The organism is Shewanella sp. K8 (genome assembly GCF_028823715.1).
Lineage (GTDB): Bacteria > Pseudomonadota > Gammaproteobacteria > Enterobacterales > Shewanellaceae > Shewanella > Shewanella algae.
The window spans coordinates 271,338-293,406 of the sequence record NZ_JAPEHY010000001.1; the positions used below are offsets into that span (position 1 = coordinate 271,338).

The 22,069-nt window shown below is 54.4% G+C and carries 21 protein-coding genes; 9 read left to right on the top strand and 12 right to left on the bottom strand.

From position 1 onward, the window contains the following. Positions 1 to 7: 7 nt before the first annotated feature. The 4 genes from acuI (at position 8) to ON072_RS01255 (ending at position 4,828) form a co-directional block, all read left to right on the top strand. Positions 8 to 991 carry an acrylyl-CoA reductase (NADPH) gene (acuI, locus tag ON072_RS01240; protein ID WP_107005790.1) on the top strand — a complete coding sequence of 328 codons (984 nt, stop codon included), beginning with the start codon at positions 8 to 10 and terminating at the stop codon, positions 989 to 991. A 425-nt stretch (positions 992 to 1,416) separates the two neighbouring features. Further along, complete coding sequence (locus ON072_RS01245) at positions 1,417 to 2,937, top strand: flavocytochrome c (protein WP_044735440.1); 1,521 nt, start codon at positions 1,417 to 1,419, stop codon at positions 2,935 to 2,937. Positions 2,938 to 2,963: 26 nt separating this feature from the next. Further along, a complete protein-coding gene (locus tag ON072_RS01250; protein ID WP_107111398.1) occupies positions 2,964 to 3,317 on the top strand; it encodes a cytochrome c3 family protein in 354 nt (117 codons plus the stop codon). 266 nt (positions 3,318 to 3,583) lie between these two features. Beyond that, complete coding sequence (locus tag ON072_RS01255; protein ID WP_274625919.1) at positions 3,584 to 4,828, top strand: hypothetical protein; 1,245 nt, start codon at positions 3,584 to 3,586, stop codon at positions 4,826 to 4,828. Between the two features lie 38 nt (positions 4,829 to 4,866). On the opposite strand, the gene ON072_RS01260 is transcribed toward ON072_RS01255, so the two are convergent. Further along, positions 4,867 to 5,733 (bottom strand): LysR family transcriptional regulator, encoded by an 867-nt coding sequence (locus ON072_RS01260; RefSeq protein WP_025010766.1) that lies wholly within the window; start codon positions 5,731 to 5,733, stop codon positions 4,867 to 4,869. A gap of 281 nt (positions 5,734 to 6,014) precedes the next feature. On the opposite strand from ON072_RS01260, the gene ON072_RS01265 reads away from it, so the two are divergent. Continuing rightward, a complete protein-coding gene (locus tag ON072_RS01265; RefSeq protein WP_370628954.1) occupies positions 6,015 to 6,530 on the top strand; it encodes a TetR/AcrR family transcriptional regulator in 516 nt (171 codons plus the stop codon). Here the strand turns inward: ON072_RS01265 and ON072_RS01270 are convergent. After that, positions 6,508 to 7,875: an ATP-binding protein gene (locus ON072_RS01270; protein ID WP_274625920.1), complete on the bottom strand. Its 1,368-nt coding sequence runs from the start codon at positions 7,873 to 7,875 to the stop codon at positions 6,508 to 6,510. The two genes, ON072_RS01265 and ON072_RS01270, sit on opposite strands and share 23 nt — an antisense overlap. Then, entirely contained in the window at positions 7,875 to 8,561 is a 687-nt protein-coding gene (locus tag ON072_RS01275; RefSeq protein ID WP_025010769.1) for a response regulator, read from the bottom strand. The genes ON072_RS01270 and ON072_RS01275 overlap by 1 nt, the downstream gene beginning before the upstream one ends. Positions 8,562 to 8,769: 208 nt before the next feature. On the opposite strand from ON072_RS01275, the gene ON072_RS01280 reads away from it, so the two are divergent. From ON072_RS01280 to ON072_RS01290, 3 genes are all read left to right on the top strand, one after another. Continuing rightward, the gene (locus tag ON072_RS01280; RefSeq protein WP_101059633.1) at positions 8,770 to 9,285 is read left to right on the top strand and encodes a Spy/CpxP family protein refolding chaperone; all 516 of its coding nucleotides are present in this window, start codon (positions 8,770 to 8,772) and stop codon (positions 9,283 to 9,285) included. A 45-nt stretch (positions 9,286 to 9,330) separates the two neighbouring features. Further along, the gene (gene fieF, locus ON072_RS01285; protein WP_025010771.1) at positions 9,331 to 10,200 is read left to right on the top strand and encodes a cation efflux pump FieF; all 870 of its coding nucleotides are present in this window, start codon (positions 9,331 to 9,333) and stop codon (positions 10,198 to 10,200) included. A gap of 135 nt (positions 10,201 to 10,335) precedes the next feature. Next, positions 10,336 to 10,887 (top strand): porin family protein, encoded by a 552-nt coding sequence (locus ON072_RS01290; RefSeq protein ID WP_144220891.1) that lies wholly within the window; start codon positions 10,336 to 10,338, stop codon positions 10,885 to 10,887. Between the two features lie 72 nt (positions 10,888 to 10,959). On the opposite strand, the gene glnG is transcribed toward ON072_RS01290, so the two are convergent. From glnG to ON072_RS01335, 9 genes are all read right to left on the bottom strand, one after another. Beyond that, positions 10,960 to 12,363 (bottom strand): nitrogen regulation protein NR(I), encoded by a 1,404-nt coding sequence (glnG, locus tag ON072_RS01295; protein ID WP_044735433.1) that lies wholly within the window; start codon positions 12,361 to 12,363, stop codon positions 10,960 to 10,962. A 16-nt stretch (positions 12,364 to 12,379) separates the two neighbouring features. After that, positions 12,380 to 13,438: a nitrogen regulation protein NR(II) gene (glnL, locus tag ON072_RS01300; protein WP_025010772.1), complete on the bottom strand. Its 1,059-nt coding sequence runs from the start codon at positions 13,436 to 13,438 to the stop codon at positions 12,380 to 12,382. Between the two features lie 115 nt (positions 13,439 to 13,553). Beyond that, entirely contained in the window at positions 13,554 to 14,099 is a 546-nt protein-coding gene (locus ON072_RS01305; protein WP_044735432.1) for a DUF4124 domain-containing protein, read from the bottom strand. A gap of 71 nt (positions 14,100 to 14,170) precedes the next feature. Beyond that, positions 14,171 to 15,328, bottom strand: coding sequence for an iron-containing alcohol dehydrogenase (locus ON072_RS01310; protein WP_208160230.1), 1,158 nt, complete (start codon positions 15,326 to 15,328; stop codon positions 14,171 to 14,173). Positions 15,329 to 15,340: 12 nt separating this feature from the next. Beyond that, positions 15,341 to 17,320, bottom strand: a complete 1,980-nt coding sequence (locus ON072_RS01315) for an FUSC family protein (protein ID WP_274625921.1) — start codon at positions 17,318 to 17,320, stop codon at positions 15,341 to 15,343. Positions 17,321 to 17,426: 106 nt separating this feature from the next. Then, on the bottom strand, positions 17,427 to 18,659 hold the full coding sequence (locus tag ON072_RS01320) for a cyanate transporter (protein WP_274625922.1): 1,233 nt from the start codon (positions 18,657 to 18,659) through the stop codon (positions 17,427 to 17,429). Continuing rightward, on the bottom strand, positions 18,656 to 18,790 hold the full coding sequence (locus ON072_RS01325) for a hypothetical protein (RefSeq protein WP_260849186.1): 135 nt from the start codon (positions 18,788 to 18,790) through the stop codon (positions 18,656 to 18,658). Before ON072_RS01325 ends, ON072_RS01320 begins: the two co-directional genes overlap by 4 nt. Before the next feature lie 90 nt (positions 18,791 to 18,880). Beyond that, entirely contained in the window at positions 18,881 to 19,738 is an 858-nt protein-coding gene (locus ON072_RS01330) for a DMT family transporter (protein WP_025889910.1), read from the bottom strand. Between the two features lie 123 nt (positions 19,739 to 19,861). Then, a complete protein-coding gene (locus ON072_RS01335; RefSeq protein WP_208123913.1) occupies positions 19,862 to 20,908 on the bottom strand; it encodes a toxin-antitoxin system YwqK family antitoxin in 1,047 nt (348 codons plus the stop codon). A gap of 236 nt (positions 20,909 to 21,144) precedes the next feature. Here ON072_RS01335 and ON072_RS01340 point away from each other — a divergent pair, with 236 nt between their 5' ends. Continuing rightward, entirely contained in the window at positions 21,145 to 22,068 is a 924-nt protein-coding gene (locus ON072_RS01340; protein WP_025010779.1) for a C-GCAxxG-C-C family (seleno)protein, read from the top strand. Position 22,069: the final 1 nt, after the last annotated feature.

Consider the following 22,069-nt stretch of genomic DNA (forward strand, 5'->3'; position numbering starts at 1 on the left):
GGTAATCATGTTTAAGGCACTCGTATTGACCCAAAACGATAAACGGACCCAGGCCCAGATAACCCAATTGGAGGACAGCGATCTGCCTGAGGGGGATGTCCTGGTCGATGTTGCCTACAGCTCACTGAACTACAAAGACGGCCTGGCGGTAACCGGGCTTGGCAAGATTATCCGTCAATTCCCCATGGTGCCGGGTATCGACTTTGCCGGTGTGGTGCGGGAGTCAGCCCACCCGGATTATGAGCCAGGCGATGAGGTTATCCTCACCGGCTGGGGCGTTGGCGAAAATCATTGGGGCGGTATGGCCGAGAGTGCCAGAGTCAAGGGTGACTGGCTGGTGCCTATGCCACTGGGTTGCACAGCCGCCAAGTCGATGATGATAGGCACCGCCGGTCTCACGGCCATGCTGTGTGTACAAGCGCTGCAGCAAGCTGGGATCAAACCGGAAGATGGCGAGGTGCTGGTAACAGGTGCCAGTGGTGGGGTCGGCTCGGTGGCCGTGACGCTGCTGGCTAAACTCGGCTTTAAGGTTGTCGCCGGTACAGGTCGCCTGGAGCAGAATGCGGCTTGGCTCAAGCAGCTTGGCGCCAGCGATTTAATTGAGCGCAGCGAGCTTGAGCAGGATGCCAGACCATTGGATAAGCAGCGCTGGGCCGCCGTAGTGGATACCGTAGGGAACAAGGTGCTGGCCAGCGCATTGTCACAGCTGAATTATGGTGGGGTTGCCGCGATTTGCGGCCTGGCGGGTGGCTTTGCCCTGCCAACCACGGTAATGCCCTTTATTCTTCGTGGCGTCAGCCTACTGGGAATAGACTCGGTGCAGTGCCCGGCCGCCAAACGCCGCGCTGCCTGGGAGCAGATAGTGGCTCTGTTGCCTGAGAGTTACTATCAAGAGGCTTGCCATGAAATCACTCTGGAGCAGGTACCCGAGGCCGCAGCGCAAATCGTTAAAGGTGAAATCAGCGGCCGCACTCTGATTAAAGTCGGCTGATCCTCGCCTACAAAAGGGGGCCTCTGGGCCCCCAACAGTTTGTTGTGACTTGTCCTGAATACAGTTAGGCCCCAACAATACGGCTCCAACCCAGCTTTTTTGTTGATATTCCCTCTTATTGAGTCGGTGCTTGGCTAACTTTGACTTAGATTAGCTTTTGAGTTTGAGAAAGAGCCAAAGTCATAGCGGTTTATCAGTCGCTCTCATTTCCCCCTGATTTCTTGCCTGTCTTGTGGGCTGTGGCGAAGTTTGGAAACCGTTCCAAAAAATGTCACTTGTCCAGCTTTGCGGTTAAAACCCAAGCCAGATGTCATTTTTAAATGTTGCCCTTTTGTTTAAAAAGCAACTGACGCTTAACTCCCGTTTTGGAATTGATTCCATCCCTAAGATGCCAGTGTCGATTAAAACGAAAAAGGTGATGACAGATGAGCAAAGTAGATCTGCTGGGACGCCGTAACTTTATTAAGGGCGTTGGCGCCGCTGCCGGAGTTGCCGTGGCTGCTCCCGTGTTGGCTGTATCGGAAAAAGCCACGGATGTGAGTTGGGATAAAGAAGTTGAAGTGCTGATTATCGGTTCAGGGTTTGCCGGTTTGGCAGCGGCCATTGAGGCGACCCGCAAAGGCGCCAAAGATGTGCATATCTTTGAAAAAATGCCTTATTTCGGTGGTAACTCTGCCATTAACGGTGGCTTGTTCGCCGCACCGGGTACACCTATGCAGCAACAGGAAGGTGTCAAGGATTCAGTAGAACAGATGGTTGCCGATCAGTTGAAATCGGGCCGGGGTATCGCCGATGAGGAACTGCTGCGTCATGTGGCTTCACACGCGGTGGAAGCCTTGCAGATGACCCTGGATGCCGGCGCCGAATACCATCCTTACCTGCAACAATTGGGTGGTCACTCGGTTGCCCGTACTTATCAAACCGCGGTCAGTTGCGGCGCAGGTATTACCCAGCCTTTGTATAAAGAGTGCCAGCGTATCGGAGTCAAGACCCATAACCGCTCCAAGTTTGAGGGCTTTGTCCTCGGCAAGGATGGTCGCGTCGAAGGGGTGAAGATGCGTCAGGGTTATTACTTCGGCGAAGAGGACTCTGGCAAGTTGGTGTATATCAAGTCCAAGCGTGGTGTCTTGATGGCAACCGGTGGCTTTGCCCAGAATATCGGCCTGCGAATGGCGCAGGATCCGACTCTGACCCATGAAGTGGGTTGTACCAATACTCCCGGCGCCACAGGTGAAGGTATGTTGGAGATGTTCCGTCTCGGCGCTGTGCCTGTGCATCTGGCACATATTCAGTCCGGGCCCTGGGCCTCTCCCGATGAGGGCGGTTTTGGCTATGTTTCCAACTATTCCATCTTCAACTTCCCTCATTCAATTGCGATTAACCGCATGACAGGTAAGCGCTTTATGAATGAAATTGCCGACCGCAAGACCCGCGCCGATGCCGAGTTGGCCTGTCGCGACGCCAAGGGAGAACCGCTGCCACCTATCTTGATCACCAGCTACAAGGACTCCAAACAGCACCCCAATACCGCCAAGGTGCTCAAATACAATGTGGGGTGGAAGTTTGACTCACTGGAGGCACTGGCCAAGCACTTTGAGGTGCCTTTGAAACCACTCAAGGCACAAATCGAAGAGTACAACCGCTACGTCAAGAGCGGTGAAGACAAGCAGTTTGGCAAGAATATGACCAAGGCAAAAGATAAGTATATTGAAGCGCCTTTCACTGTGGTGCGTCTATGGCCCAAGGTGCACTACTGCCAGGGCGGAGTTCAGGTTAATACCAAGGCTGAAGTCAAAGACAGCCTCACAGGTAAGCCGGTTGCCGGACTCTATGCCGCAGGGGAAGTCTGTGGCGGCATCCACGGCGTTAGCCGCCTGGGAAGCTGCTCTATCCCCGAATGTATGGTGATGGGTATGACTGCGGCCCGCAGCATGATGCAAGCCTGAATTGAACGGTGAGAGAGGACTCAATAATGAAGAAAGCAAACTTAGTATGGGCACTGCTGTTGGCAGGGCTAACTTCGGTATCGGTTCATGCCGTTCAGCAGCGCGATTATCACAAGGCAGTGATAGGCAAGGATTGCAAGGTATGCCACGACCAAGGGCTTAAGCAGTACCCTTCAGATGGTGCCTGCCTGAAGTGCCACGATGTCGATGAGCTGGCAAAAAAGACAGCCCGCAGTGGTGAGGACAGATGGCAAAATCCCCATGACAACTTGCATTATGGTAAAGACCTGCCTTGTCTTGAGTGCCATGGTGAACACCAGCCTAAAAAACCTCTGTGCAGTAATTGCCATACCTTTAAATACGATAAACATAAGGAATAATGAAAGGGTTTATATGCTGCCTCAAGTTTCCTCCACCGGCAGCATGACCCGTAAATATCTTTGATTAAAATAGTCCCTGCAACTGCTGTTTTAATTCAATGATAGGCTCACTTGATCACAAGTGGGCCTTTTTTGTTTGCTGGCTCACAACTCTTTTTCATTCTGTTATCTTTTTTGTTGCCTGTGTTCAGACAACATTTTTGGAATGGATTCCAAGTATATGCTTCGCCTGATATTTACTCTAAATATAATTGAGGTTCCAGGTGATGAATAAGAAGCTAATACTAATTTCACTGCTGATTTCCAATACAGCGATGGCAGAAAAGTTACCGGATTTTTTAGACCCGGCTGATATTGAAAATGCAAGCTTTGTTTGTTTGGGTGAAACGCCAGAGTATTCCAAACAAGATCAAAAATATATCGATATTCTCTGGGATGAAACCTTGCGTTATTTAAATGGCTTTGCCCAGGCGCTCACCAATGGCGAGCAAGCTCATTGCCTGAACTCGGATGAGGCTATTTACGACACCAGCGCCGGTGGACAAAAGTTCTGTGTAATGGATCGCCGCGATATGCAGCTGATGGTGAAAAATATCTATCAGGTATTGCACAATCCTCAAAGTGCCAAAACTTGTTTCGGGGCTCGCCGTGATGTCAATTGGATCTACAGCCCAGGTGGGGAACTGGAGCAAAAATCCCCCGTGGCTCAGTGGGCGAAACGCATGAGCTTTAATGAATTCTTCAAGCAGAAAGTCACCAATAAACAGGTGCAAAAGCAGGGAAAAATCTTTACTGATAACTTCTACAAAATGGTCACAGGTGATGAGGTGAAGATGCCATCGGCTTTCCCCTATGACATCAGCGCCAACGCCTTGCCCAACCTGTGGGCCGCTGCCGGTTGGTTCCCCATGTATGCCGAAGAAAGCAAGCGCAATGACAGGAACTTCAATAATGTTCGTGGCGGTTATGCTTATGCAGAGATCTTCGGTCACTGGGGACTACTGAGAATTGACAGCATCAATGGTGAGAAAGTCGGCGCCGAAGTAGGTATGACAGTACAGTCGGTCGATACTCTTTACCCGTTTCACAACCATGCCATTTCTGAAATGTACTACAACATGAGGCTGCCGGCTTGCACCAATCAGTTCAAGAGCCTGGCAATTAAAGCCGATTCACCTTTGTTGGAAACTGTAAAAGAGAATGACAAGATGCGCCGGGTCCGCTTCGATGCCGGGCAACCCAATGTCGATGCCATGTGGCTTTCCGGCAGCAGCGAACGCGATCCCCTGTTGTATTTTCACCAGAACACCATCCATGCCTTCGATGTTGATGGCAGCTGTGAAGCCAAGCCGGAAGAGAGAGCGATAGTCTCGGTTTGGGCCAGAAGCAATGCCCACGACAAACGCAATGACTATGGTACAACACTCTTGTGTGAATCAGTGCAGCAGCCGGGCACACCGGCCAAAAAGGGCGAAACCATTCAGTGCGATCTGAGTAAGCTCAAGTGGTAGTTAATCAAGATGAAAGCCGGCATTAGCCGGCTTTCATCTTATTCTACGGTCGTGTTTCTATTTTTGAGATTGGCCTTCAACAGGGCGATGAGTTGATTGCAGGCTTCAGTCTGGCTCTCCGGATTGAGATAGAGAGATTCATTAAACACGGGCAAGGGAGGGAGATCATGCTCTATGGGATCGAGGATCTGCATCTTGTCGTTGATCCTGAATTCGGCAATCGGAGCTATGCTCAAATCATTTTCAACCGCCATGCACAAGGCTTGGGGAGAGGGGGTAGAAAGCAGCACATTGATGGGCCGCATCGACAGTTGGTGGTTGGCAAACACCTGAGCTCTGATGGGGCAGTTTTCCGGGTAAAGTGCCATGGGAATCGTTTCCCGTTTATGAGCACTGCCGTTCTTGGCGGCCACCCAATGAAAACGTCGTTCGAACAGGAGCTCTCCCTGCACCGGAGGCTGCCAATGGGTCGCCACTATCAGGTCGAATTCCCCTTGATGCAACCGCTTATACAGATTGCCGCTGACATCTGTGTCTATGACCAACTCAATACAGGTGAACTCACGGACAAATTCCAGCAGGCAGTTGTCCAGATAATAGGTAATATAATCTGTGGGAACGCCAAGGCGAATCACTTCGCGATTCTGGCAGTCTTTCAGCTCATCCAGGGCCTGGGTGTTGAGTTGCATCATCTTATAGGCGTAGTTGAGCAGGGTATTGCCGGATTCGGTCAGCACCACGCCTCGATTGTCTCGGAGCAACAGCGGTTGACCGACACTTTCTTCCAGCTTTTTGATCTGTAAGCTCAATGCCGACGGGGTGCGACAGACTTTTTCTGCAGCCTTGGATAAATTGCCGCATTCGGCCACAGCAATAAAACTCTCGAGCAATTCTATTTTTAACATTGGCTATTGGCGTGACTCATAATGGTATCAGTATTACTCAATATCGCAGTCGCAGAAAGCTTGTTACTATTTTATTGTGAAGTTGGGAGAGTTTGTATTTAAGCTTTGCTCAGGAGTGGCCAATGGGAAAATGGGAACGACGGGGAAACTATTTGGTTGAAGTGGCGCAACGTTGTTTAAGAGGACAGAAGACTTTTGGTTTATGTCGTTCTCATCTTGTTGAAGCCAGCCAAATATCCAAAGGCACTGTATATAATCATTTCACTACAGAAGCCGATCTCATGGTGGCAGTAGCTTGCAGTGAATATGAGTATTGGCTCAAGCAGGCCAAACAGGATGAAATACAATATAAAGACCCTCTGGAAAGGTTTATATTTCATCATTGTCAGCGGCTCTATGAAGTCTTGTCGACAAATAAATTTGTCATTGAGCGGATAATGCCGAATCAAGCTCTGTTGTTGTTGGCGACCGAGTTTTATCGGCATGGTTGTGAAAGACGTTTCGATGAATATATGCAGTGGAATGCCAAGACCATTTCCGCTGTGGGAGAGGTGCCTGGATTCGATCGGGTCGAGCTGGTGATGAGTTATCTGCGTGGCGCCATGATCAATACCGACGATGCCTGCAAGGCCCACGACGACCCACAGCTCTATTACCAGTTCAGTTATGCGCTGATCCATCTGATGGGGCACTCAGATAAGCGCAGCCCCTCCAAGCAACAGTTTGCCGCCTGGCTAAGCCGCCAACCCAGTCTGGAGTATGAGCCTGAAGGTCTCAGGCGTGTGGTAAATGGATGACGACCTCGAGCCCACCTTGGACGCGATTGCTTGCCTGGATTTTGCCGCCGTGGGCTTGCACTGCGGCATCGGCAATGGCCAATCCCAGCCCCCAACCGCCACTCTCTCTTTCCCTGGCTGAATGCGGTCGATAGAAGGGCTTGAAAATAGCCTCCAACTCAGACTCCTCAATACCCGGGCCGTCGTCAGTAATGCTTATCTCTACCCATGGCCCCTTGGCCTCGGCGCAGATATTTACCTGGGTACGGCAGTAGCGGATGGCGTTGCGCAGCAGGTTTTCAATCGCCCGTGATAGCGGTCTTGGGTAGATGGGCAGCTCCAGCTCTTCCGGTATCAGGATGCTGAGTTCCTTTTGCTGCTGTTCGGCTTCAAATTCGGCATCGTCCAGTACCTGGCTCAGTGATTCGGCCAACCCCACCTTCAGCTTGTTATCCTGTGCCTTGAGCTTCACCCGGGAAAGCTCCAGCAGCTCGGCAATCATTTTTTCCAGTTGGTCGGCCTCATAGGCGATACGTTCGGCTTCATCTCCGGCCATCCCCTTCTTGCGCGCCAGAGCCAGCGCCAATTGCAGCCTGGTCAACGGAGTTCGCAGCTCATGGGAGATGTCGCTTATCAGTCGCTGCTGATTATTGACCATGGTTTCGATGGCGGCCGCCATGCTGTTGAAGGCCTGAGCCAGTTCGCCGATTTCGTCGTGACGTCCGGCCGTGGCATCGTCGACCCGGCTGTTCAATTGCCCCAGCGCCAGAGCGTTGGCACTCTGTTTCAACGAACGCAGCGGCTTGCCCAGGTGCCAGGCCAACAAACCACAGAGCAACCCTGAAAGCAGAATCGCCAGCGACAATGTCAGTAACTTGTGTTCAATAAAGAAAAAGAACCAGGGCATGGGGTGGTGATCCGGCAACCGGCCATAAAGGGCATAGGGGGTGCCGTTAACCTTAAAATCGAACGGGCCGAATATCAGTTCATCGCGAAACTGGTGTGAAATGGGTGCGTTGGCTTCCTCCGCCATCAACATAAAGCGGCGCATGCCTTTGGACACTCTGTGAGTGTTGATTATCTGTCCCTGCACATTGACCAGATAGATGCGAATTGGCTTGCCTTCCATGCTGCGTCTGCGCTCCCAATGGTGCAGAAAGCGGCCATTCAACTTGGCCGGTTCCTGTTGCAGCTCATCGGCGACCTGAGACAAGACCTCCCGCAGTTTAGGCGGCATTGGGGCCCTGTCATGGTTTTGCTGCAGCAGCGGCAGCATGCCAACAGCAAGAATGATCAGGCTGCTGCAGAGCCAAAAGCCCAGCAGCAGTTTGATAAAGAGGCGATTGGGCAGGGAAAATGACTTCATCAGGGGATCCAGATATAGCCTTTGCCACGTATGGTCTTGACCCTGGGACGACCGTCGCTGCGTTCCGGCAGTTTCTTGCGCAGGTTGGAAAGGTGCATGTCCAGGCTGCGGTCAAAGGGCATCAACTTTTTGCCCAGCACGGTTTCACTCAGTTCGTCTTTACCTATCAGTTCACCGGCTTGATTGGCCAGGGTATAGAGCAGGCTGAACTCAGTGCCGGTCAGCAGCAATAACTGTTCATTGCAATAGGCTTCCTGACGGGCAGAGTCCAGGCTGAGATCGCCTATGGTTTGAATACCGCTCTGGGGAATGTCCTGCGGGGTGATATTGGCGCGGCGTATGATGGCGCGGATCCTGGCTACCAGTTCCCTGTCATTGAAAGGCTTGGGCAGATAGTCGTCTGCGCCTATCTCCAGGCCAACCACTCTGTCTATCTCATCACCGCGGGCGGTAAGCATAAGCACAGGGGTTTGTTTCTTGCCACGCAGTTCCCTGAGCACTTCGAAGCCATTGAGCTTGGGCAGCATCACATCCAGCAGGATCAGGTCGTAATCATTGGCAATCGCCAGTTCCAGGCCGCTCTGACCATCATGGGCTAGTGTCAGCTCAAAGCCTTCCAGCTCCAGTAATTGCCCCAAGAGTTCGGCCAGGCCCAGGTCATCGTCTATCAATAAAATCCGGCTCATTTATACGCCTCACACAATTTCTCTCTGCCGAGTATACCCGCTTTTGAGTCAACTGCGGTTTAGCTGTGTAAGTCTGGGTAAAGATACGGATCTTCAACCCGGATAACCAAGCTTTACAGTGCTTTACTCAGTTTGAACCCACACTTACACATAGAGGACTAGACTGGAAGACGTCAAATACTTCCCGACCGAGAACGAGGATACTCTTATGAAGACTTCAATCAAAGCAAGCTTGCTGGCCCTGATTGCCGGCACCACTCTGATGGCTGGCGCGGCACAAGCCGGTAACGGCTACGGCGATTGCCCACACCGTGACGGCGACCGTGGTTATCATCACATGAAGGGCGAGCGCGGCTATCACCATATGAAAGGCGGCAAGGGCCATTTCGGCATGTTTGGCCTACGAGGTCTGGACCTGACCGACGCCCAGAAAACAGAGATTAAGGCGTTGATGGACCAGCACAGAAGTAGCATGTCACGTCCTGACAAGGAAACCCGTGCAGCGCACAGAGCCGAAATGCAGGCACTGATGACCTCAGGCAACTTCGATGAAGCCAAGGCCAAAGAGATTATCGAGCAGCGTCAGCAGGTGCGTGAACAACACATGCTGGAGCGGATGAAGCTGCACAACCAGATCTATAACCTGCTGACTCCGGAACAACAAGCCAAGTTCAAGGAGCGTATGGATAGACGTGGTGAGCGCCCTGAGCCTATCCAGGATTAAATCTGCTACTATGGGCTCAGTGACTCCCGACCGCTGAGCCCTTGAATGACAACGACTTCCCGCTACGAGTTTTGGGTTAAATTGGCGAGCCGCGCCGCAGTGGCGACCGCGATTACCCTGATCCTGATAAAACTGGCCGCCTGGCTCTGGTCCGGGTCGGCCAGTATGCTGGCCTCTCTGACCGACTCCTTTGCTGATGCCCTGGCTTCTATAGTCAACTTTATTGCCATTCGCTATGCCTTGGTGCCTGCCGATCAGGAGCACAGGTATGGTCACGGTAAGGCTGAGCCGCTGGCGTCTTTAGCCCAATCGGCCTTTATTATGGGGACGGCATTCCTGCTGCTGTTTCACGGCGGCGAGCGCCTGGTCAACCCCATGCCTTTGACCCATGCCACTTTGGGCGTTGTGGTGTCCATTATTGCCATAGTGCTGACCTTGGCCTTGGTCATGCTGCAGAAACGGGCGCTGGCGGCCACCAAGAGTACAGTGGTCGAGGCCGATGCCCTGCACTATAAGTCAGATCTGTTTCTCAACGGTGCCGTGCTGTTGGCGCTGGTTTTGGCGCAATACGGCTGGTGGTGGGCCGATGGTCTGTTTGCGGTATTGATCGCCCTTTACATAGGTCAACAAGCCTGGTCGCTGGGGTATCGCTCGATTCAGGCCTTGCTCGACCGGGAGCTTGATGATGAAACCCGGCTGCGTATTCGGCAATTGGCCGAGCAGGATACTCAAGTGCGTGGCATTCATGACTTGCGTACCCGTCAGGCGGGCAAGACCACCTTTATTCAACTGCATCTGGAGCTGGACAAAGACCTGAGCCTGCAACAGGCCCATGCCATAGCTGTGGCCACAGGCGAGCGGATCCGCGCCGACTTTGACCATGCCGAGGTGATCATTCACCAGGATCCTGTGTAGCGGGCGGCCATGGCACATTAGGGTTTCTGGCTGAACGCCTGCTGACAAAAAGGGTTTAATTTTGCAGCAATATTGTTGCAACTGTTTGTTTCTATTAATATCACTGCGACTTTCAATCGCTAAAAGGATTTATCAATGAAACAAGCAGCACTGGCTTTAGTGGTCTCTATGGCGGCCGCACCTTTGGCTCAGGCTCAGGACGACTCAGGTTTTTATGTAGGCGGCCAGATTGGCCAGGGAAAGCTTGAGCTCAAGGATAGTAACTTCAGCGAGTCCGGAGTAGGCTTCGGCGCTTACGGTGGTTACCGGTTCAACTCCTGGTTTGCCCTCGAGGCCAACCTCTTGGTGGCAGACAACCTGGATAGCGACAATCTGGATATCCTCAGCGGTTACACCAGCATAGCGCCCAAGTTTACTTGGCAGCTTAATGACACCTTTTCCCTCTATGCCAAGGCGGGTATTGCCCGCGGATTGGTGCGTGTCGATAACGGTTACTGGGAAGAGGATTTTGACGGCTATGGTTGGCTTTATGGTTTGGGGCTGGACGCCGCTCTGACAGAGAGCCTACATCTGCGTCTGGGTTATGAAATGCTCAAGGTAGAGCTGGATTCTGAATTCAATTATGGCGCCCGCGATCTGGACACAGACATGTCCAACCTGGCGTTGGGGCTACACTGGCAGTTTTGATATCGTTGCTCAGTTAAAAAAGGATGCCAAACGGCATCCTTTTTTATTGCGGGAAGGTTCCCGACGCAGGGGTCAGTCCATTGCCAGCTCTTTAAGCTTGCGGGTCAGGGTATTGCGGCCCCATCCTAGGCGTTTGGCGGCTTCCTGTTTGTGCCCTTGGGTATGCTCCAGCGCGGTTTCCAGCAAGATGCGCTCAAACGCGGGTTGGATTTCGGTCAGCAGATCGCTCTCGCCCTGTGACAGGCGCATATCCAGCCACAATTTCAGGGCGTTTTGCCAATCCTGGGATGGGCCGGCACTGCCTTGAGGTGCCTTGGGCTCCTTGAACAGCTCAGGCGGCAGATCCTGAGGGATAATTTCCTGGCCCGAGGCCATCACGGTCAACCAGCGGCAGGTATTTTCCAACTGACGCACGTTGCCGGGCCAGGGTAGTTGCTGCAGCTTTGCGGCGGTTTCCGGGGTGAGTATTTTGGCCTCTACCCCAATCTCTTTGGCAGCACTGGCCAGGAAATGGCGCGCCAGCTGCGGAATATCTTCCCGCCGCTGTGATAGCGGTGGCAGATGGATTCGAATCACGTTCAGGCGGTGGAACAAGTCTTCCCGAAAGCCCCCCTTGAGTACCAGTTGCTCCAGATCCTGGTGGGTTGCGGCAATGATCCTGACATCGACCTGCACCGGAGAGTGGCCGCCGACCCGATAGAATTGGCCATCGGCCAGCACCCGCAGCAGCCGGGTCTGTACGTCCAGCGGCATATCGCCTATCTCATCGAGAAACAGGGTGCCGCCATTGGCCTGTTCAAACCGGCCCTGACGCACATTGGCGGCGCCGGTGAAGGCGCCTTTCTCGTGGCCGAACAGCTCGGATTCGATCAGCTCCTTGGGGATGGCCGCCATATTGAGGGCGATAAAGGGTTTGTCTTTGCGTGGACTGTGTTTGTGCAGCGCCCCGGCAACCAACTCTTTACCCGTACCTGACTGACCGTTGATCAGCACACTGATAGATGAGCGCGACAAACGGCCTATGGCGCGAAACACCTCCTGCATCGCGGGGGCTTCGCCTATGATCTCAGGTGCCTTGACCTGAGGCTCGGCGGCCGCAGGTGCCTGCTCTGTGGCATGGTTGAGCGCCCGCTCTACCAGGGCAATCGCCTCATCTATGTCGAAGGGTTTGGGCAGATACTCGAATGCCCCGGCCTGATAGGCGCTGACGGCGCTGTCGAGATCTGAATGGGCCGTCATTATGATCACCGGGATATGGGGATAATGCAGGCCGATACGCTCCAGCAGGGTGAGGCCATCGGTTCCCGGCATGCGGATATCCGAGACTATGACTCTGGGCTGGGAGATTTCCAGCGCCTGCCACAGTGACTCGGCGGCGGCAAAGCTGGCGCAGCTGAGTTTGGCGCCTTGCAGTGCCCGTTCCAGCACCCAACGAATTGAACTGTCATCATCGAGGATCCAAACCTGTTCACTCATATTGTTTCCTCTCTTGTTAGCCGCTGTGGTTGTTGATCGGCAATGTCAGGCTGAACTCTGTGTGCCCCGGGGCCGAATCGCAGTCGATACGGCCGCCGTGGAGCCTGGCAATATTGTGGGCGATGGATAGCCCCAGGCCGTTGCCGTCCTTGCGGCCTGTGACCATGGGGTAAAACAGGGTATCCACCAGTTCCGGGGCAATACCCGGGCCGTTGTCTATGATTGACAGCACCAGCACCAACTTGTGTCTCTGGTTGCCTATGGTGACCTGATGGGCAGTGCGGGTGCGGATCATGATATCGCCGCCCTGATGCTCCAAGGCTTGTACTGCATTTTGCACTATGTTGAGGATTGCCTGTTGCAGTTGATCTTCATCCATAGGCAAGTCCGGAATCGAGGGGTCGTAATCCTGGCGCAGATGTATCTGTTGCGGCAGGGTCACACTCACCAGACTGATCACCTTTTGCAGCACCAGATGGATATTCTGCAGCTTGTGCTGCGATGGTTTCTGCGGCCCCAGCAATCGGTCGACCAGGGCGCGCAACCTGTCGGCCTGCTCTATGATGAGTGTGGTGAACTCCTTGAGCTGCGGCTCGCTAAGCTCGCGGGACAAGAGCTGCGCCGCGCCGCGCAGTCCACCCAGCGGGTTTTTAATCTCATGGGCCAGATTGCGCACCAGATATTGAGCCGCCTGCTGCTGGGCATCCAGGGTCAACTGCTGGTGAATGCGCCGCTGCTGATCCACCTGTCTGAGTTCCAACAGGCTCAAGGGTTTGAGCTGTTCTCCCTGCTCCAGAGGGATCAGTGTCATATCCACAGTGTGATGCTGGCCATCCAGGCTGATGAGCTGGGCGGTATTGACCGTCAACCCCTGACGTTCCAGCACCGCGCTTTGCAGCACTCTGGGTTCAACTCCTATGGCATGCAGATGCTCTGTCAGTACCTGCTCCTGCAACCTGTGGCTGGAGACGCCCAGCAACTGCTCGGCAGCGGCGTTGGCATAGCTGGGAAGCAGGTCACTGTCGATGACCAGAACGGCAGTTGCCAGATGATTGAGCAGGATATTTGTGTCCATTGAGTTTCCCATAGCAGGATTGCACCATAATGGTGCACCAATTCGGTGCAGGCCGCAAGCCAACAACTCTGTGGACTAACTCGAAAAGCAAAGTAGCTAATTTATTGAAATAACGTTAGTTACTTGGCTTTGGGCCTTTCCCGGGTGCCGGGAAGGCGGGTTGCATCAGTCCGGCTTGGTGCAGAAAAATGGTTATGGGACTACTGGATGCAAGGACTTTGCCGTTTTGTTGCACTGCCTTGAGTTGCAGTGTGTGTTCGCCGCGGTCGATGTCCTTGAGCTGGAAGAGATTGCTGCGCTGAGCGTCGCTGGAGGAGATGCCATCTATGTAGAGTTGCAGAAAATGACCCGAAGCCAGCTCCGGCTCTACCTCTACCTGAACCTGAAAATCACCGGCGTTATCGCGAATGGTTTCCTCATGCTGTGGTGAAAGTATCTTTAACGCATAGCCGACCTGTTCCACTTCTATGGGATCGGGCAGAGGTTTAGGCGTTTCCAGGCTTATTTGATTCTGGGTCTTGTCGGTGAATTCCACTGCCTGGGCTTGGGGGTTGGGCTCATCGCTGTAATGCACCTTGCCATCTTTATCGACCCACTTATAGACAGTCGCCTGGGCAACCAGCGACAGCAATGCCAGGCTGATTATCATCAGAGTACGCATAAAGACTTCCCTTGTTATGCAGTTGTGAACTTGCTTCAGATTAGCCTGTTTATTGGCAAAAATCACTGCCTTTAAAGGCTGGCCTGAAAAACCTGTCGGCTCAGCTCAAGGTCGACCCGGCCGTCCTCCCCCAGTTGGGTCAGCCCCTGGCGCTCAAGGTTCTCCAGCAGCGGCGCTATGGCCTCATGGCCTATGCCATAGTCACTGAGGTGAGTCTGGAGCCCCATGGATTCGAAGAACTGCCGGGTCAGCTCTATGGCTGCATCTATGCGTTGCTCCTCGCTGCCATCGCTGAGTTGCCAAACCCGCTCGGCATACTGCAGCAGCTTGGCGTGTTTGGCGACCTTTCTCAGGCGCAGCATGGCCGGCAGCAGTATGGCGAGGGTCACGGCATGATCCAGGCCGTGGCGCACCGTCAGTTCGTGACCCAGCTTATGGGTCGACCAGTCTTGCGGAACACCTGTGCCGATCAGGCCGTTGAGCGCCATGGTGGCGCTGAACATGATATTGGCGCGCACCTGATAGTTTTCGGGCTCTGCCAGCGCCTTGGGGCCTTCCTCTATCAGAGTGAGCAGCAGGCCTTCGGCAAACCTGTCCTGCACCTTGGCGTCGACGGGGTAAGTCAGGTACTGCTCGGTCACGTGCACAAAGGCATCCACCACACCGTTGGCAATCTGTGGTTGCGGTAGGCTGAAACTCAGTTGTGGCGCCAGCACAGAGAAGCGGGGAAACACCGAGGGATGACGAAAGGAGCGCTTGAGGCCAAGAGCGCTATTGCTGATCACCGCGCAGTTATTCATCTCTGAGCCCGTGGCCGGCAGGGTCAGCACAGTACCGAGCGGCAGAGCTTGGTCAATGTGGCGACCGTCGGTTTCCAGTATCTCCCAGGGCTCTCCCTGATAGGGCGCTGCGGCGGCAATAAACTTGCCCGCATCTATGATGGAACCGCCGCCGATGGCGAGAATAAAGTCCAGCTTTTGTTGCCTTATCTGCTCTACCGCCTGCAATAGCTGGTGGTAGTCGGGGTTGGGGCTAATGCCGCCGAACTCGGCGCAGATGCGTTGACCCAATACCTGGCCGACCTGGGTCAGGGTGCCATTGCGTTTGGCGCTTTGGCCGCCGTAGAGCAAGAGCACTCTGACATCCTTGGGCACCAGAGTGTCCAGCTGCTCCAGGCTGCTGTGGCCAAAGAGCAGGCGGGTTGGATTGTAAAATTCAAAATCGTACATCTTGGACTCCTGTCAGCCGTGAGTGTTGCCGCTCAGGGCATAGGGACGTTGCCAGTCGAGCCAGGCATAGAGATGGGCGATATCCTGCATAACCCAGGCGGGAATCGCTTCAGCTTGTTTTGCTGACTGTTGCGTAGTCTCATCTGTTGAATTGGGCGCTGGCCCGGACTCGGATTGGTGCATCTCTGTTGCCAAGAAGCGCTGGCGAAACAGCTGGGGCCAGGCCGCCAGCTGTTGCTCCGCCAGATGCAGCGGCTGCTTTTGCTGCTGGCGTGCCACCAACACCAGGGTGCAGTGCAGCGTCAGCCCAAGCCAGAGAAAACTCTGCCAGTCCTGCAGCTCCCGTTGGCCCGTGTTGGGCTCGAGCTTCAAAAAGCCGACTTCTTGGCCCAGTTGTCTCAGCGCCGCATGGGCTTGCCAACGCAGGGCATTATCGGCTTTACCTGTATTGATACTGGCAAGCCAAGCCCGCTCCAGCTCGATAAAGTGGCATACATAGCTGTCGAGCCAGCGTCGGGTCCAGCTGGGAATAAACAGATGCATCGCCAGAAATGCCATCAAGGCACCGGTAAAGGTGTCCAGCGCCCGGTAGAAGGCGATATAGGGATCGCTCGGCAGTAGCAGGGTGATGGCAAACACCATCAGCATGGTGAGCCAGAACACATGAATCTCATATCTGGCCTTGTAGAAGGTGGCAAAGGCCAGAAAGGCACTCAGGCAGGTGGCCGGTAATAACCAGCTACCGGCCCCCAGAAACCAGATTAGCCCCAGTGCCAACACAGAACCGAGCACAGTGCCATAGAAGCGGCTCCAGATCCTGGCCTGCAACTGCCCGAGCGGCGCCACCATCAGCACTATGTAGGCGGTGAGCGTCACCCAATAACCCTGCGGCAGTTGCAGCAGTTCCACCACGGCCTGACAACACAGCAGAGTGAACAGAATTCTCAGGCCGTGATGCCATTCCCGCGAGTGTTTCACCAAGGCCTTGCGCCATTGACTGCGAACGCTTTGGGCATCGGAAGGCCAGATAAGCCCCAGGCGCTCGCGCCAGTCGGCTGCCAGCGGTCTTTGGGGATCCAGCGCCAAGGCCAGGCGGTTGGCGGCGTCCAACAGCAGAGGTTGCGGCTTGTCTCCCAAGGGCAGTGGCGTCGGCTCTGTGCCTTGCTCCCTATGGGTCTTGAGTTCGCTGGCAAAATTGGCCAAATACTGCTGCAGTGCCGGGCTGGCGGCATCATTTTGTTGCAGCCTGCCTATGCTCTCCAGAGTTTCTATCAGGATAAGATTCGACTCCAGTTGCCGGGCGATGCGTTGCACCTCGGCTTTATCCGGCATTTCCAGCAGCCAATGGGCCAGCACGGCAATAGCATCATCGAGTTGCTCCCGCAAGGCCAGACGCTGGCCGACATTGGCGGCGTCCGAGTGGCTGAGTATATTGCACCAGAAACCGAATTTGCGCTGCACGCTGGCCAGCAGCTGTTCGCCCTGACGTATCGCCATCCAGGGCCCGGCGATGACGGCGCTGATGACAGCCAACCAGCTGCCGAACAGGCTGGAGAGCAACAACATCTTCCAGTCGGTACCCGACTCCAGCAGATGCAGGCCGCAGATCAGGCAAAAGCCGGCGTTGTAGGTCAGCAGCTGAATGTACTTTCTTTGGTTGGAACTGAGGCCATATAACAGGCCTATGGCGCCGAGTACGCTGATCCCTAGCCAAGGGTGGATCAGGCTCAGCAAGGTCAGGGCACTGCTGATACAGCACAGAAGTGCCGACTTGCTCAACAGCCCTGCACGTTTGGGATAAGCCAGGTTGCGGCCCTGGACGCCGACCAGCCAGGCACAGATTAGGGCGTTGACGCCGCTGGCACTGTCGCCGAGAAACGAAAACAGCAACAGGCCCGCCATCATGGGCAGCCCTATGCGTAAGCCTTCGGGAAGATCGGCACGATCAGGTAGCCATTGCAGCAGGCGCTGGAATAGATTGGATAGATTCACTTTATGTTGCTTAGACAGCAGAATGGCACAAGAGGGACGCCATTCTACCTCATTTGAGTCTGCTTGAGTGCCGGGTGGATAACAATTTTCCACCCGGTAAATCGGCTCAGTGGGCCAACAGGGCGAAGTGTTGACTGTGGCGCTTGGGATCAAAGCGCCAGACAATGGCCAGCATGCCCAGAGACACAGCCGCGAGCAGCAACCAGGAAAGCGTGAAGCTGCTGGAACTGTCCTTGAGATAACCCGCCAGCAGAGGCGACAGGGATGCCAGCAGGTAACCTATCCCCTGAACAAAGGCCGTCAGTTGTCCCGCCTGGCTGTAGTCGTCCAGATGGTCCAAAGTGACAATCAGACTCAAGGGGAAGAGGCCACCAATGCCTATACCCAGCAGCGCAGCCCATAACCAGGGCAGGGCTAGTGGCATCAACGCCAGCCCGATAAAACCGCCAATCGTAGACAGGAGCAGCAGCAATAGCTGTGGCCTTCTATCATGACTGCGGGCCGCCAGCGTCGGCAGCAACAAGCCTGCGACCACTTCCATCAGCGTCAGAAATGCCAGTAATAGCCCTGCCTGAGTGGCTTGCCAGCCCAAGTCGATAAAGAAGGGCGCCAACCAAGCGAGCACACAGGTATAGGATGCCGTACTCAGGCCAAAGAAAAGCCCCAACAGCCAGGCCCTGGGAATGCGGCTAAAGCTGCCTATGCCCACACTTGGGCTAACTCCCGGTTTTCCTGAAGGCTTCTTTGCTGCTGCCTTATTGAAGCCCTGGGGTTGCAGGCCGTGTTTGCCCCAGAACCAAAATAGCATCGCCGGCAGACTCAACAGAGTCCAGAAGGCCAGCGCCGACTGCCAATGACCAAACCTGTGCTCAAGCCAAGGGCTAATGGCTGCAGCCAGGGCCGCTCCACCCATGATGGCGGTTACGTAAATCCCCATGTAACGCTCAATATGCTGGCTATAGCTGCGCTTGATCATTCCAGGCAGCAGTGCCTGAATAAGGGCGATACCTAAGCCGGCAATGATTGCGGTCAGTAGTAGTTGCAGGCCGCTGCCGGCCCAGAGCCGAGCCAGGTTGGCCAAACCAATAAGTAGCAGCGACAGTAGCAGGGTTTGGCGCTCTCCCAGTTTGGCGGCCAGCTTGGCACCGATAAACATAGCGACTCCCATGGTCATCACGGGCAGCATGGTCAGGAGTGCCAAGGAACTGTAACTGAGGGGCAAGGAAGCCCGGATAGCCTCCAGCAGTGGGCCTATGGCCGCCATGCTGGGACGCAGGTTGAGGCCGAGAATAATCAAGGTCAGGATCAGCCACACAGGCTGCCATTTTGATGAGCTCATAGTCCATCTCCTTCAAACATGCTGTTGGCGGCATTGGTGTTATCTTTGTTGGCAGACATCTTTAGTCGCGGACTCCCATCGTCCGCGGCTTGGACTGCATTGAGTTGTGGTTCTGCCAGAAACTGCATCATGGTCAATCTCCTTATTTTGCCAAATTCAGTTAAGCCGAACCCTTGGCCCCTTTTTCAGGGGCCAAACAGGGTTCTTATGTCAGGTGAGTGTCAGCGCCGGCTGGGGCGCAGGCGATACCAGATGGCCGGGACAGGAAGTTTCATCAGCAACAGTGATGACATGATCAGGCCGATCCCCAGCCATTGATAGCTGTCCAGCTGTTCGCCGACCAAAAACACCCCGAGCGAGACAGCCACCACAGGGTTGATCAAGGCCATCATGCCCATGATTTGCGGTCCCAGATGTTTGATGGACCAGATCCAGGCCCAGTAGCTCAGCGCCGTGCTGAAGATGGCCAGCCAAGCGATGGCGGGCCAGGTCTTGGGCTCGGGCAGTGTGGGTGCCCCGGCTACTGTCCAGGCCAGCGGGATCAGCATCAAGCCGCCGAGCAACAACTGCCAGGCGGTCAATACCAGAAGATCGCCGGTTTGCCAGCGTTGCATCCAGCGGGATGATTGGGCTACCAACAGAGTGGCACTCAGGGCGCAGAGTACACCAATCAGATCCAGATTGGCCGAAGGATTGAGCAACAACATCACTCCACTCAGTCCCAGCAGTGCCAGCAAGGTCCACTTCAATGCCGGTCTTTGGCCATCGAGCAGCCAGGCCAGCAGCAGAAACATCAGTGGCAGTGTGGCCCCCAGGGTGCCGGCCACGGCGCCGGGAAGGCGGTAGGCGCCCATAAACAGTAGGGCGAAGAAGGCGCCGATATTACAAAATGCCAGCAAGAGTATTTTGCTCCAGGCGAGCGAAGGCAGCTTGGGCCGTAGCAGCAATAACAGGATCCCGGCCGGTAGCGCACGCCAGACGGCGACCCAGAAAGGGGACATATCCTGCAGGTACAGGCTGACCAGGGCATAAGTGGTTCCCCAGAAGACGGGAGCAAGGAGTGCAATTAGGTAGGGCATTTTCTTTTCTTAAAGTATCTTGATGTGAAGATATTTTAAAGTTCAGTGCCGGGATAAGCAAGCCGCATTTGAAAAAGAGCTTTATTATCTTTGGATGATAAGCCCAACTGATTGAATATTATGTCAATCTTGGTAGATTAGTTTACCCTGTTCATCATAGACCCGGGTATGCAGTACCTTGCCGTTCGTGCCTATCTCTTCCTGCAGATAGTTGCGCCCCTGCTCATCAAAGTAGTTCAGGGTCTGTGGTATGAGCTTGTCCTGGTCGAAACGTTTGCTCACCTGCAACTGGCCATTGCAGTGAAAGAGTTGCTCCTCACCCTGCTTGGCGCCTCGGCGGAACGGAGTACGTTTGCTCAAGGCGCCATTGGTCTCACAATAACTGAGCCAGATGCCGTCGGCGGCTATTGAGGGAAAGAAACCATAATGTTGCTCGGACTGGCGCTGGCCATTGCGCCAGAAGGTGTGCTGCACTGCGGTGCGCTGCCGGCGGTCGAACAGGTAGTCCAACTTGAGTCGGCCGTTGGCGTAGTAGCCTTGTTCCTTGAGTTTTCTGAGATTTTCTTCATCCAGATGTTCACTGAAGCTCTTTAATGAACCATCGGGAAAATAGCTTTTCCAGACGGTGAGTTTCTCGCCGTCCCGCTTGAACTGTTTCATCCGCTCCCGTCCCTGTTCGTAGGAGATGGATTCAACCACTTTACCCTGGTCGAAACGCTTGAAACTGTCGAGTTGGCCTTGGTTGTCGTAGAGCCAGAGTTCTTGGCGCTCACCGTCTTGAAACAATTCCCGGCTGCGTAATTGGGTTTGCTGGTATTGAAAGTTCAGCTGCCAGCCGTGCAACTTGCCATTTTTATACCAGGCGCTTTGGCTTAGCAGACGCTCGGGCGGCGCGGATGTGCTGAAGCTGTAGCCGTCCCGCAGGCCATCCTTGAACTGGGCCGCACTATAGCTGGGGCGATCCGGCGCTCCCCAAATGGCAATGCCGTTGAAGGGTTCACCTCGGTATCCGTCAACGCAGCCTTCGAGGTAATAACCCAGGGCGCTATTGTCATCGCTTACTTCCCGGCAGTGGATTTGCTCCAGCTCGTCAGCCTGAATTGGCAGTTGCCCCTCAGAGTGACAGCCGGCCAGCAACAGGGGAGTGAGTAAAAAGACCTTGAGATTCATAGCAGATCCTTGCTTGACGAAGAGGCTCATTGTCGCTGCCGTTGCTGCTTGGCTCAAGCCTCTTGCCGGTGAACTGTTGAATTTTTGACTCTTTAACACTGAAACCCGCCTTGGATCACATCTGCACAACAGGAGAGGGGATAAGCTGAGGTTGCTTGCAAGCTATTGATTATAAAGAATTAATTTTACTTAATTTGCAATTCTGCAATATGTAAGTGCAAAAAGAGGTGATGAGTATGAACGTGAATCGACGTCAGGCGATGGGCCAGATTGTAGGTTTGGTTGGTGTGGCAGCAGGGAGTTCGCTGATCGCGACCACAGCTCTGGCCGCAGAGTCTTGTCCCGGAGATACCAGCATAGGGATCGGCAGTGAAGGGGGCAGCGATCTGGGCACCAAGCTGCTGACCTATGTGAAATTGGACCCTATGGAAGTCGCCAAACTGGCCTATGAAGGTTATGGCCGTGGTGGTTGCATGTATGGGGTTTTCGATGCCCTGGTGAAGGCCTTGGCAGCCAAAGGGCATGAGGATGCCTGCAAATTCGCCGCTATCCCTACCAACCTGGCGGCCTATGGTGGCGGCGGTATCGCAGGTTGGGGAACCCTGTGTGGTTGCTTGAATGCGGCGGCCATGGCGGTTAACGTCCTGGGCGGGGTCGACCGCACTGCGGTGATCCGCTCAGTGTACCGCTACTATGAACACACAGCCATGCCGAGAAATGATGAAGCCTTCCTCAAGGCGATTGGCGCACCGACCCGTAAAGACAATGCCGGTGAGCTACTGACCGCAGATAAGATAGGCCAGTCGGTTGCCAATTCCATTCTCTGTCACACCTCGGTGACCCACTGGTCGAAAGCGAGCAAGTACGGCTCCAGTCATCAGGCGAAATTGGAGCGCTGCGCTCAGCTGACGGCCGAGATTGCCTATGTCACTACTGACTTCCTCAATAAGTCGCTGGACAATGCCCTGGACGCTGAAATTGTGGCAGCGGGTAATGCCGAGTGTAGTGGTTGTCACAGCAGCACCAAACGTGAACCGGACACTTACATAGGTGCCGATGTCAATTCACAGATGGAATGTCAGAGCTGCCACAGCGCCCATGATGTCGGCGCCGGTTTGACCGGGGTTCACGAAGGTGCGGTCTGCAGCGATTGTCACTAGG

What these genes read in the sequence shown, in the direction of transcription:
- ON072_RS01275 (WP_025010769.1), bottom strand. Translation starts at nt 8,561, where the DNA reads ATGAGCCGGATTTTATTGATAGACGATGACCTGGGCCTGGCCGAACTC.
- ON072_RS01325 (WP_260849186.1), bottom strand. Translation starts at nt 18,790, where the DNA reads ATGATGCAGTTTCTGGCAGAACCACAACTCAATGCAGTCCAAGCCGCG.
- ON072_RS01255 (WP_274625919.1), top strand. Translation starts at nt 3,584, where the DNA reads ATGAATAAGAAGCTAATACTAATTTCACTGCTGATTTCCAATACAGCG.
- fieF (WP_025010771.1), top strand. Translation starts at nt 9,331, where the DNA reads ATGACAACGACTTCCCGCTACGAGTTTTGGGTTAAATTGGCGAGCCGC.
- ON072_RS01335 (WP_208123913.1), bottom strand. Translation starts at nt 20,908, where the DNA reads ATGAATCTCAAGGTCTTTTTACTCACTCCCCTGTTGCTGGCCGGCTGT.
- ON072_RS01270 (WP_274625920.1), bottom strand. Translation starts at nt 7,875, where the DNA reads ATGAAGTCATTTTCCCTGCCCAATCGCCTCTTTATCAAACTGCTGCTG.
- acuI (WP_107005790.1), top strand. Translation starts at nt 8, where the DNA reads ATGTTTAAGGCACTCGTATTGACCCAAAACGATAAACGGACCCAGGCC.
- ON072_RS01305 (WP_044735432.1), bottom strand. Translation starts at nt 14,099, where the DNA reads ATGCGTACTCTGATGATAATCAGCCTGGCATTGCTGTCGCTGGTTGCC.
- ON072_RS01245 (WP_044735440.1), top strand. Translation starts at nt 1,417, where the DNA reads ATGAGCAAAGTAGATCTGCTGGGACGCCGTAACTTTATTAAGGGCGTT.
- ON072_RS01265 (WP_370628954.1), top strand. Translation starts at nt 6,015, where the DNA reads ATGGTGGCAGTAGCTTGCAGTGAATATGAGTATTGGCTCAAGCAGGCC.
- ON072_RS01280 (WP_101059633.1), top strand. Translation starts at nt 8,770, where the DNA reads ATGAAGACTTCAATCAAAGCAAGCTTGCTGGCCCTGATTGCCGGCACC.
- ON072_RS01290 (WP_144220891.1), top strand. Translation starts at nt 10,336, where the DNA reads ATGAAACAAGCAGCACTGGCTTTAGTGGTCTCTATGGCGGCCGCACCT.
- ON072_RS01310 (WP_208160230.1), bottom strand. Translation starts at nt 15,328, where the DNA reads ATGTACGATTTTGAATTTTACAATCCAACCCGCCTGCTCTTTGGCCAC.
- ON072_RS01340 (WP_025010779.1), top strand. Translation starts at nt 21,145, where the DNA reads ATGAACGTGAATCGACGTCAGGCGATGGGCCAGATTGTAGGTTTGGTT.
- glnL (WP_025010772.1), bottom strand. Translation starts at nt 13,438, where the DNA reads ATGGACACAAATATCCTGCTCAATCATCTGGCAACTGCCGTTCTGGTC.
- glnG (WP_044735433.1), bottom strand. Translation starts at nt 12,363, where the DNA reads ATGAGTGAACAGGTTTGGATCCTCGATGATGACAGTTCAATTCGTTGG.
- ON072_RS01250 (WP_107111398.1), top strand. Translation starts at nt 2,964, where the DNA reads ATGAAGAAAGCAAACTTAGTATGGGCACTGCTGTTGGCAGGGCTAACT.
- ON072_RS01330 (WP_025889910.1), bottom strand. Translation starts at nt 19,738, where the DNA reads ATGCCCTACCTAATTGCACTCCTTGCTCCCGTCTTCTGGGGAACCACT.
- ON072_RS01320 (WP_274625922.1), bottom strand. Translation starts at nt 18,659, where the DNA reads ATGAGCTCATCAAAATGGCAGCCTGTGTGGCTGATCCTGACCTTGATT.
- ON072_RS01260 (WP_025010766.1), bottom strand. Translation starts at nt 5,733, where the DNA reads ATGTTAAAAATAGAATTGCTCGAGAGTTTTATTGCTGTGGCCGAATGC.